This is a genomic window from Aeromonas sp. sif2433, from assembly GCF_019218705.1.
Taxonomy (GTDB): Bacteria; Pseudomonadota; Gammaproteobacteria; order Enterobacterales; family Aeromonadaceae; genus Aeromonas; species Aeromonas encheleia.
In genome coordinates this window covers 188522-199757 of the sequence record NZ_JAHUXD010000006.1, presented here as the reverse complement: position 1 = coordinate 199757, position 11236 = coordinate 188522, and the positions used below count along the sequence as shown (strand labels likewise).

Annotated in this window: 9 protein-coding genes; 7 read left to right on the top strand and 2 right to left on the bottom strand. The window is 58.6% G+C overall.

The window, feature by feature from the left end:
- The first annotated feature begins 24 nt into the window (after positions 1-24).
- From pyrD to rmf, 7 genes are all read left to right on the top strand, one after another.
- Positions 25-1035: a quinone-dependent dihydroorotate dehydrogenase gene (gene pyrD, locus KW825_RS11405; RefSeq protein ID WP_218291405.1), complete on the top strand. Its 1011-nt coding sequence runs from the start codon at positions 25-27 to the stop codon at positions 1033-1035.
- 85 nt (positions 1036-1120) lie between these two features.
- Positions 1121-1657 carry a cell division protein ZapC gene (locus KW825_RS11400; RefSeq protein WP_218329268.1) on the top strand — a complete coding sequence of 179 codons (537 nt, stop codon included), beginning with the start codon at positions 1121-1123 and terminating at the stop codon, positions 1655-1657.
- 325 nt (positions 1658-1982) lie between these two features.
- Positions 1983-4163: a bifunctional 23S rRNA (guanine(2069)-N(7))-methyltransferase RlmK/23S rRNA (guanine(2445)-N(2))-methyltransferase RlmL gene (rlmKL, locus tag KW825_RS11395; protein ID WP_218329267.1), complete on the top strand. Its 2181-nt coding sequence runs from the start codon at positions 1983-1985 to the stop codon at positions 4161-4163.
- Positions 4163-4387, top strand: a complete 225-nt coding sequence (locus tag KW825_RS11390; RefSeq protein ID WP_218291408.1) for a glutaredoxin family protein — start codon at positions 4163-4165, stop codon at positions 4385-4387. Before rlmKL ends, KW825_RS11390 begins: the two co-directional genes overlap by 1 nt.
- Before the next feature lie 85 nt (positions 4388-4472).
- Positions 4473-6383 carry an ABC transporter ATP-binding protein gene (locus KW825_RS11385; protein WP_218329266.1) on the top strand — a complete coding sequence of 637 codons (1911 nt, stop codon included), beginning with the start codon at positions 4473-4475 and terminating at the stop codon, positions 6381-6383.
- 8 nt (positions 6384-6391) lie between these two features.
- Positions 6392-8038: a DUF3466 family protein gene (locus KW825_RS11380; RefSeq protein WP_218329265.1), complete on the top strand. Its 1647-nt coding sequence runs from the start codon at positions 6392-6394 to the stop codon at positions 8036-8038.
- Positions 8039-8196: 158 nt separating this feature from the next.
- The gene (rmf, locus tag KW825_RS11375; RefSeq protein WP_005315693.1) at positions 8197-8376 is read left to right on the top strand and encodes a ribosome modulation factor; all 180 of its coding nucleotides are present in this window, start codon (positions 8197-8199) and stop codon (positions 8374-8376) included.
- A 160-nt stretch (positions 8377-8536) separates the two neighbouring features.
- Here rmf and fabA read toward each other — a convergent pair whose 3' ends face one another.
- Together fabA and KW825_RS11365 are read right to left on the bottom strand one after the other, a co-directional pair.
- Positions 8537-9097, bottom strand: coding sequence for a 3-hydroxyacyl-[acyl-carrier-protein] dehydratase FabA (fabA, locus tag KW825_RS11370; RefSeq protein ID WP_042653781.1), 561 nt, complete (start codon positions 9095-9097; stop codon positions 8537-8539).
- 78 nt (positions 9098-9175) lie between these two features.
- Complete coding sequence (locus KW825_RS11365) at positions 9176-11152, bottom strand: Lon protease family protein (RefSeq protein ID WP_218329264.1); 1977 nt, start codon at positions 11150-11152, stop codon at positions 9176-9178.
- Between the last annotated feature and the right edge of the window lie 84 nt (positions 11153-11236).

Here is an 11236-nt window from a genome sequence, read left to right as displayed (position 1 = left end):
CCGGGGCTTTTTTAAGGAGCAAACATGCTGTACCCCCTCGCAAGGCATTTCCTGTTCAAGCTCAATCCTGAACAGGCACACGATCTCTCCATCAAATATTTGCCCCGCCTTCTCGGTACGCCACTCGATTGTTTCTTCCGCCACGCATTGCCCACTCGCCCCGTCACCGTCATGGGGCTTAATTTTGCCAACCCGGTGGGACTGGCCGCTGGGCTGGATAAAGACGGGGAGTGTATCGATGCATTTGGCGCCATGGGGTTTGGCTTTATCGAAGTGGGGACAGTGACTCCCAAGCCCCAGAGCGGGAATGACAAGCCGCGTCTGTTCCGGGTTATTCCGGCGGAGGGGATCATCAACCGGATGGGATTTAACAACAAGGGTGTCGATCATCTGGTGGCCCGGGTCAAGGAGGCCAAATATCAGGGAGTGATCGGCATTAATATCGGCAAGAACAAGGATACCCCCATCGAGCAGGGCAAGGATGATTACCTGATCTGCATGGACAAGGTTTATGATCATGCCGGTTATATCGCCGTCAATATTTCCTCGCCGAACACCCCGGGTCTGCGCCAATTGCAATACGGCGAGGCACTGGATGAGTTGCTGGCTGCGCTGAAGGTTCGGCAGCAGGAGTTGGCGGCGCAATATAAGAAGTACGTACCACTCGCCGTTAAAATTGCACCTGACTTGAGCCTGGATGAAATTAATCAGGTGGCCGCGTCCTTGATCAAAAACGGGATCGATGGGGTCATCGCCACTAATACCACCCTGGATCGTGACATGATCTATGACCTGCCCCACGCCGGCGAGGCGGGTGGCCTGAGCGGGCGCCCCCTGCAACACAAGAGCACCGAAGTGATCCGCCAGCTGGCCAAGGCCCTCGATGGCGCGCTGCCTATTATCGGGGTAGGGGGCATCGACAGTGCCATGGCCGCCCGGGAGAAATTAGCCGCGGGTGCCAGTCTGGTCCAAATTTACAGCGGCTTTATTTATAAGGGCCCGAGTCTGGTGAAAGAGATCGTCACCCATATTTAAAAAATAGACGGTTGCCCTTATTTAAAGTTGCTCAAATTCTCGACATGGAATAAAGTCGAGTAACGGCTTAAGTAAGGGCAACTCCATGTGTATCCAACCCAATGACAATTGGCAGTGGCATTACGATGCTCAGGATGATCGTCTGATGCTGGATTTGTCCGACCGCATGATATTTGCCACCGAATATAAGGGGCGACAACTCGTCCCCAGCTCCTTCACCACCCAGCCATTCTGTGTGGACGACGCCGCCCTCTATTATCAGCTGATGGACAAGGCTGCCGAACTCGATTGGAGTACACCCCATCAGGTTCAGCTGGTACTGAATGCCATCGCCGTCAGTCGTTTTTACAAACCCTTGATGCCGCAGAGCTGGTTCTTTAATGAACAGCAGACTCATTGCACGCTCGATGTTGGTTCTCTGGTGCGTATGGATACCTCCCATGGCAGGGGAGAATTCATGATCATCGAGGCAGGCGAACAGGCGAGCGTCTGTCTGAACCTGACCGAGGAATTAGTGTTGGCGACCAGCAAGATCCTGCCACGCTTCGGAGTGATCAAGGTGATGAATAATCGCATGCAGATCAGAACGACAACGGTGGCGCAGTATCGGCAGGTCAGCTAATAGCGCGCCGCCATTAATAGTTCGTTTTTTAAACTCACCTTCCAATAATCGGCTCCGGTTATTTTCAATGATATCCATCTCTGCCTGGCGGCTCATCGAGCGAGATCGTCGCTGTCTCTATTTCCCCTTTTTTTTAAATGCGTCATTGCGACAGGGACTGAGTCAGCGGTAGCTGGCCTGCAACCACAGGATGCTGACGGCCCCCTCAAATAGACCCGGTATCGGCGAGACAACAGGCCGCCCCGGCGCTTGGCCATGGCGGACGGCCCTTTATATTCGCGGGATACCCAAGGTTCGGATGCCGAGTGCGGGCCGATAAGGTATAATGCGGCACTATTTTTATGGCATCCCCGTGAGCGTGATGAAAGAATTCTTTGCAACCTGCCCCAAGGGGCTGGAAAACCTGTTGGCCGACGAGCTGACCACCCTGGGCGCAGAGCAGGTCCGTGAGACCGTGGCCGGCGTGCATTTCAAAGGCGAGCTGGCGATGGGCTACAAGGCCTGCCTGTGGAGTCGCTTCGCCTCCCGCATCGTGCTGGTGCTGTCCGAGTTCCAGATGAACGACGATCTGGATCTCTATCTGGGCGCCCACACCATCCCCTGGGAGGAGCACTTCCCCGGCACCGCCACCATAGCGGTGGACTTTACCGGTACCAACCCCGCCATTCGCAACACCCAGTACGGCGCCTTGAAGATCAAGGATGCCATCGTCGATCGCTTCACCAAGCGCGGTCATGTGCGCCCGGACATCGACAAGAAGTCGCCGGACATTCGCATCATGGCGCACCTTGGCAAGGGCAAGGCCAACATCACCCTGGACCTGTCCGGCCCGGCCCTGCACCAGCGTTTCTATCGCCAGGGCACCGGTGAGGCGCCGCTCAAGGAGAACCTGGCCTGCGCCATGATAGCCCGCAGCGGTTGGGCCGGTGAGCCCATGATGGACCCCATGTGTGGCTCCGGCACCCTGCTGATCGAAGCGGCCTTCATCGCCGCCGACATGGCACCGGCCCTGCGCCGGGAGCGCTTCGGCTTCGATCGCTGGCTGCAACACGATGCCGAGCTGTGGCAGAGCCTGATGATGGAAGCCCAGGTGCGTGCCAAGCGCGGCATGCAGCGCTGCGAGGTCAAGCTGTTTGGTTGTGACGCCGATCCCCGGGTGCTGATGAAGGCCCGTGACAACGCCAAGGCCGCCGGTGTCGCTCACCTCATCACCTTCAAGCAGGCCGATGTGAGCGCGCTGGAGAACCCGCTGCCCATGCCGGTCGGTGAGGATGAGGCTCGCCAGGTGGGGATGTTGATCTCCAACCCGCCCTATGGCGAGCGCCTGGGCGAGTTCCCGGCCCTGCTGGAAGTGCACCAGGCGCTGGGCGATGCCCTGCGTCGCAGCTTCCAGGGCTGGCGCGTCTCCATTCTGTCTGCCTCGCCGGAGCTGCTGAGCTGTCTGCGCCTGCGGGCCGACAAGCAGTATCGCCTGTTCAACGGCGCGCTCGAGTGTCAGCTGCGCAACTACCAGATAGCGCTGGACTCCGTCGCTTCCCAGAAAGAGGTGGCCCAGGACTTCGCGAACCGTCTGCGCAAGAACCTCAAGACCCTGGAGAAATGGGCGAGCAAAGAGGGCATCGACTGCTACCGCATCTACGATGCGGACCTGCCGGAATACAACGCCGCCATCGACCGCTATCAGGATTATCTGGTGGTGCAGGAGTATGCGGCGCCCAAGGACATTCCCGCCCAGAAGACCCGTCAGCGCCTGCTCGACATGGTGCAGGCCGCCATCAAGGTGACCGGCATGGACGGCGAGAAGGTGATCCTCAAGGTGCGCGAGCGCCAGGAAGGCAAGCAGCAGTATCAGAAGCTTGCCACCGAGCAACACCGGATGGAGGTGCAGGAGTACGGTGCACGCCTCTGGGTCAACCTCTATGACTACCTGGATACCGGTCTGTTCCTGGATCACCGTCAGACCCGTCGCATGCTGGGTCAGATGGCCAAGGGCAAGCGTTTCCTGAACCTGTTCGCCTATACCGGCAGTGCCACAGTGCACGCGGCGCTGGGCGGTGCGAGTGAGACCACCACGGTCGACATGTCTTACACCTACCTGGATTGGGCGCAGGACAACATGCGTCTGAACTCCCAGGTGGGTCGCCAGCACAAGTTCGTGCAGGCCGACTGCCTGAAGTGGCTCTCCGAGGCCGATGATCAGTACGACCTCATCTTCATCGATCCGCCCACCTTCTCCAACTCCAAGCGGATGGACGAGAGCTTCGACGTGCAGCGGGATCACCTGTTGCTGTTGCAGCATCTGAAACGTCTGCTGGCGGCCGACGGCACCCTGGTGTTCTCCAACAACAAGCGCCACTTCAAGATGGACCTGGCCGGTCTGGAGGCCACGGGCCTCAAGGCGCAGAACATCACCAGCAAGACCCGGCCGAAAGACTTCGAGCGTAACGTGCATATCCATAACTGCTGGATCATCACCCACGCCGACCAAGCGGCGGATGCCAGCTGATGCTGACCCTGTTTCACACCGACGGCTGTCACCTGTGCGAACAGGCCTGGGCGCTGGTGGAGGAAGCGGGATTGGCCGCGCGGACCCGCCAGTGCGACATCATGGAGGATGCCGACTGGTTGGCCGCTTACCGGGTGCGCATCCCGGTGCTGCGTGACGAGGCCGGCCGCGAGCTGGGCTGGCCCTTCACCCTGGCCGAGCTCAGGCTCTGGCTGGCGGCGTAGGCGAAACACTATTGTGTGCGTATGACATTGAGAGTGGGGCAGACCGGGTCTGGCCCGCTTTTTCATGAAGAATTAAGGAAATGACATGGCTTTATTAACATTGCACGGCGCCTGTCTGTCGTTCAGTGATTTCCCGCTGCTCGACCATGCCGAACTGGCGATCGAGCGCGGCGAGCGTCTCTGTCTGGTGGGACGCAACGGGGCGGGCAAGTCCACCCTGATGAAGGTCATCGCCGGCGAACTGCCGCTCGATGACGGCCGCATGGTGCAGCAGCAAGACTTGAAAGTGACCCGCCTCGAGCAGGATCCGCCCGCGTCGAGCGATCTGACGGTGTTTGACTACACCGCCGAAGGGCTGGCCGGGGTGGGCGAACTGCTCAAGCAGTATCACCATATCGCCATTGAGCTGGGCCACGATCCCTCCGACGCCAACATCCGCAAGATGAGCGAGCTGCAAGAGCAGCTCGATTACCAGAATGGCTGGCAGTTAGAGACCCGCATCAGCCAGGTGCTGACCCTGCTCAACCTCGATCCCGATGCGACCCTCGACAGCTTGTCCGGTGGCTGGCTGCGCAAGGTGGCCCTGGCCCGCGCCCTTGCCTGCGATCCGGATCTGCTGCTGCTCGATGAGCCAACCAACCACCTGGACATCGAAGCCATCAACTGGCTGGAAGAGTTCCTGAAAGATTTCCGTGGCGCCATCGTCTTCATCTCTCACGATCGGGAGTTCATCCACAAGCTGGCGACCCGGATCATCGATCTCGATCGCGGCGAGATCACCTCCTGGCCTGGCAACTACGATCAGTACCTGCTGGGTAAAGAGGAGTGGCTGCGGGTCGAGGAGCTGAAAAACGCCGAGTTCGATCGCAAGCTGGCCCAGGAAGAGGTATGGGTCCGCCAGGGCATCAAGGCACGCCGCACCCGTAACGAAGGCCGGGTGCGCGCCCTCGAGGCGATGCGGATGGAGCGTGGTCAGCGCCGTGAGCTGCAGGGCAAGGCCAAGCTGCAGATGGACGATGTGAATCGCTCCGGCAAGCTGGTGTTCGAGACCGAGGGGTTGGGGCTGGACTTTGGCGATCGTACTCTGTTCCAGGGGCTGGATCTGCAGGTGCTGCGCGGCGACAAGATTGCGCTGGTGGGCCCCAACGGTTGCGGCAAGTCGACGCTGATCAAGCTGCTGCTCGGCCAACTCGAGCCAAGCCGTGGTGTGGTCAAGGGCGGCACCAAGCTGGAAGTGGCCTATTTTGACCAGTATCGCGATCAGCTCGATCCCGAGCAGACGGTGATGGAAAACGTGGGGGAGGGCAAGCAGGAAGTGATGGTGCGCGGTCGTTCCCGCCACATCCTCGGCTACCTGCAGGACTTCCTGTTCGAACCCAAACGGGCAAGGACCCCGGTCAAGGCCTTGTCAGGGGGTGAGAAAAACCGTTTACTGTTGGCCAAGTTGTTCCTCAAACCCAGTAACTTGTTGATTTTGGATGAACCAACCAACGATCTGGATGTCGAAACGCTGGAATTGCTGGAAGAGTTGCTGGCGGATTACCCCGGTACTCTGCTGCTGGTCAGCCACGATCGTCGCTTCATCGACAACACTGTAACCGGTTGCTGGCTGTTTGAAGGGGATGGCCGGATCAGCGATTATGTGGGTGGTTATGCCGACATGATGGCAACCCGTGCCCTGCAAGAGGCACAGCTGGCGGTCAAGACCGCGGCGCCGAAAGTGGCAGAGCCTGTCGCATTGGCGGCGGAGTCGGCGAAAAAAACACGTAAGCTCTCTTACAAGTTGCAGTTGGAGCTGGATAATCTGCCGGCCAGACTGGAACAGTTGGAGACCGAACTTGATGCCCTGCAGGCGGAGGTAAACGACCCGAGTTTCTTCTCCCTGCCTGCCGAGCAAACCCAGCTTAAACTGGATGCATTGAATGCAGCAGAGGCTGCATTGGAACACGCCTTCTCCCGTTGGGAGGAGTTGGAAGCGTTGAAACATCAAGACTAAGGAAGTAGATGAAAAAGCAATTATCCATGCTGGCCATCCTGGTCGGCGCCAGCCTCAATGCACAGGCGGCACAGAGCCCCTTTTTCACCATTGTCGATGACGAAGTCAAGGGATATGCCAGCGGGATCAGTGCCGATGGTAGCGGAGTCATCGGGATCAACACCAAGAACAACATGGCCGAGTACTTCTCGACCGTGCGTTCTGCCGACTTCCTGGTCGATCGTTTCCGGTTTGAGCAGGGCTGTTTCCTCTCCGATGATGTGTGCAACACCTTCTGGGACGAAGGCCCGACGCCGACTTATGCCTATCAATGGCGTCGTGACTTCCTCGATGGCCTCGATCAGCGCAGCAACGTAGGTTATGTGGCGAGCTCCGAAGTCGACGGTCTGGTGACCGCCCTCGGCGAGACGCCGAGCACTCAGGTGGGTTACAAGATGAACGGCAAGCTGCGCACCGCCTTTGCCATCGTCGATGACGGTACTCCGGTTGAGCTTAAGGATGCCGCCAGCACCCACGCGATAAGCGTCCCGACCAGCATCAAGAAGCTGGACAACGGTCAGTACCTGGTGACCGGGACCGCCGCCAGTGGCAAATATCGCCATAACGTAGGCGGTGATTTCTATAACTGGTGCTTCGCTGGCAATGACGATGAGTACGGCGATTTCCGTTACTGCCCGGGCCTCGATACCCAGGCCAGTTTCTGGCTGCTCAATGGTTCGGGTGGCTTCAACAAGCTGATGCAGGCCCGCGACTATGGCCGTCAGCGCGACGAGGTGCTGCAGACTGCCTCTGCACTGGGTGCCGCCGAATTCAAGGGTACCCTGTATGGGGTGGGCTATAGCTCCACCGGTGAAGTGGGCTCGGGCGATCTGGATGGCCGCAACCTGGCCAGCTACTGGACGCTGGATCTCAATGCTGGCAGCGTAGGCACGACTCAGGTCATTCCGCTGCCCGACGGTGAGCCGGGCAAGGATGATAGCGTGCTGCAGAATAGCTGGGCGGTGTCGGTCAACGAGAATGGTTATGTGATCGGTAACCAGCGTTACAGTATCAACAAGGGTCAGAACCGGCCGACCGAGATGTTCGTATTCAATCTGAATACGAAGGAAACCGCGTCCATCCCCCTGCAGGACAAACCGCTGAGCGGCTCCGGCTCCGAGGGCGCGGCCATCAACGATCACGACATGGTGGTCGGTTGGCGCGACTCCCGCCACCAGACCCAGCCTGTGGCCAACGGCACCAACCGCATGCAGGAAGGCTTCCTGCTCAATGCGGGCACTGGCAACAACTGGTACCTCAACGACCTGATCTGCGGTCTGGATGATGCCGGCACCAAGCTGTGTGCCCAGAATGGCAAGTATTACCATATTGCCTACGCCAGCGGTATCAGCACCGATGGCACCGTGGTGGCAACCGCCTATCGCTACAACAGCGAGAGCGATCTTAACCTGCGCACCAATGCCACCGTAGTGAGTGTGAAACTCACTCCGGCGGTGAAGGATTACAAGGGTAACGATCCAGCCAACTATGTGGTCAGCAATGCGCCGGTCAATAACCAGACCGGTCAGGATGGCGAAGACGGTGGTGGTGGCAGCCTGTTCTGGTTGACGCTGCTGGCCTTGCCTTTTGCCTGGCTGCGCCGCCACCCGCGATAAAAAGTGGGGTAATGAAAAATTAATGCAGTTCAGCACCTTGTGTCACAATGCCGGAATAGCATGACATTTTTTGTTTGACCCTGTTCCCCCCGTGGGGTAAAGATGAAAGCGACCGGTGAAAACTTGGTCGCTTTTTTGTTCCACGAAGAGGGTCGTAGATGATGAAGAGACAGAAACGGGACCGTCTGGAAAGAGCTCGCGCTCGTGGTTATCAGGCTGGCGTAGTCGGCAAACAGAAAGAAGCGTGTCCGTACCAATGCCTGGATGCCAGAGGGCACTGGCTTGGTGGTTGGCGCGACGCCATGGAGGGGCGAGGCTCAGGCCTCTTCATGAAGTAACCGAGACTTCATCACTCATCAAAAAAGGAAAGGGGCCGTGCTGGCCCCTTTACGTTTCCCCGAGAAGCTCCCTCTCGAGCAAGATCACTCTGGTCACCCATCCTGAAAAAGGAAAAGGGGCCATGTTCAGCCCCTTGACCTTATGCGCGCAGGTCACATATCAGAATGCGGTGGTGTCCTTGAACAGGCCCACTTTCAGGTCGGTCGCGCTGTAGATGGGGCGGCCATCCACTTCGACCACGCCATCGGCGATGCCCATGACCAGCTTGCGATTGATGACCCGCTTGAAGGTGATCTTGTAGGTGACCTTCTTGGCGGTCGGCAGGATCTGACCGGTAAACTTCACTTCACCCACGCCGAGGGCGCGGCCTTTGCCCGGACCACCCTTCCAGCCCAGGAAGAAGCCAACCAGCTGCCACATGGCATCCAGACCCAGACAGCCTGGCATGACGGGGTCACCCGGGAAATGACAGTCGAAGAACCAGAGGTCCGGGGTGATATCGAGTTCGGCGATGATCTCGCCCTTGCCATGTTCGCCACCGTTGTCGGTGATCCTGACGATACGATCCATCATCAACATGTTGGGGGCGGGCAGTTGGCTGTTACCTTCACCGAATAATTCGCCGCGGCTGCAAGCAAGCAGCTCGTCACGGGTAAAGGATTCTTTGCCTTGTTCACACAGGGAAAGGCGGGGCTGAATGGTGTCGTTATCTAGGGTCACGCTGTTTATCCTTCATATGAGTCAAAGCTGGGCCAATTTAGCGTACAGTTGTGCGCTAAACAACTCCGATCTCTTTATTTACAGGCCGAATAGGCGGCCAAGCAGGCTGCGCAGCAGCCCGCTCTTGGGGGCGGTGCCATTGAGTTCATCCAGTCTGTCCTGGATCCGGCCAAACAGGGTATCCGGAATATCCGGCTCACCCGCCACGCAGCCGGTCAGCAACTCGATGGCCTCTTCCACATGATCCACCGGATGGATATGGAACTGACCCGCCTCGACGGCGGCAATCACCTCATCGGACAGGTTGAGCTGCTGGGCGTTGGTGCCGGGCAGGATAATGCCTTGCTTGCCGGTGATGCCGTGGATCTTGCACACCCGGAAGAAGCCTTCGATCTTCTCGTTCACGCCACCCACAGCTTGCACATTACCGAACTGATCGACCGCGCCGGTCACGGCGAAGCGCTGGGAGATGGGCTGGCGGGCGAGGGCGGAGAGCAGGGCGCACAGACCGGTCAGGGAGGCGCTGTCGCCGTCGATCTCGTGGTAAGACTGCTCGAACACCAGGTTGGCCGAGAGCGGCGAGGGGTTTTCGGCCCCAAACTTGTTAGAGAGATAACCGTGGATGATCATCATCGCCTTGGCGTGAATGTGGCCAGCCAGCTCGGCCTTGCGCTCGATATCCGCCACATCGCCATCCCCCAGGTGCACGGTCGCGGTCAGACGGACGGGTTCACCGAAATCATAGGGGTGTCCGGCCACCTGAATGACGGACAGGCCGTTGATCTGACCGATCTCCTCACCGTCGGTCTGCAGCAGGATCTGACCATCGATGACCCCCTGATCCGACTGCTCCACCAGATAGTTGAGGCGGTAATCCTGCTCTTCCAGGGCAAGCAGAATGTGCTCGTCGGTGACGGTCGTTGCCTCCAGCTCGCGAGCCAGGCTGTCGGCCATGCGCATGATGGCGCCGAGTTGCACCTCGGAGAGGGCGAGCCACTCCTGATGGTCGCACAGGCGGCTGGCATGGCGGCACAGAGCGAGGAGGGCACCCGGAGTGAAGTCCAGCAGGTTCCAGCGCAGCCGCAACCAGGCCAAGTATTGCAGGAACTCGGGCAGATCTTCTTCGATGTTCACTTCTGACACCAGATCGGCCCGCAGGAAGATACGCTCCGACATGTCCCTGTCCAGCATCTGGAACTCGGCCACCTCTAGGCGGTCGCCTACTAGGATCAGCTTGAACCGGATCGGGGTGGCCTCAGGGGTAAAGAAGGGGGTCAGGGTCTTGCCTTCCTGATAGGCGTTCCAGTCCAACTCGCCTTTTTGCATGGCATTCTTGAGCTTGAACCAGAGATGGGGCTGATCGAGCAGCTCGTCGAGCTGCAGGATGAGATAGCCACCGTTGGCTTCTCGCAGCAGGCCCGGCTCCAGCAGATGCTGGTTGGCATAGACCGAGCCTTGTTCCGTCTGGTAGTTGATCGAACCGAACAGGGTGTCCCAGTTCAGGTCCCGGCCATAAATGACGGGGGCTTGCTGGTCCTCATGATGGATCAACAGATTGATGAGCACCGGATGCTGGAATTCGAGCCCCTGAGCCACGTGTGCCGCCAGATCGGAGAGAAAATCCACGATCTTGGGGTCATTTTTCTGTTTGCGGATGATCCGGGTGACCAGACGCTCTGCATCCAGATGATGGCTCATCAGCTTGAGCAGCTCGCCAACCATCTCGCAAAACTCGAAACCGCTGCTGGGTTGCAGACGCAGCCAGATGGGCTTGAACGGATTGTTGAGGTTCTCCGTGTAGCAGAGATCGAACAGGTCGCCATCCTTGCCATTGGAGGCGGCGATCAGCGTCTGGCAGACATTCTCATAATCGGCCCCGGGGAAGCCGTTGAGCAGCATGACCGGGCAGTCACCGTCGAAACTGGCCAGTCGTTTGATGCCAGAAATGGCTCTGGGTTGTAAGGCGGCAAAAGGGATGGGGTCGAGCTCGCTGAGCGTAGGAAACTGCTCAATCGCAAAAGCGGGTTTTAATTGTTCTGATGTTAATTCAGCCACTTAAGACATCCGGTCGGGGATAGGATCAATTGTTTCCATTATACACAGTTCAATTAGCGGGAACAGGAAACAAGATTATATCAT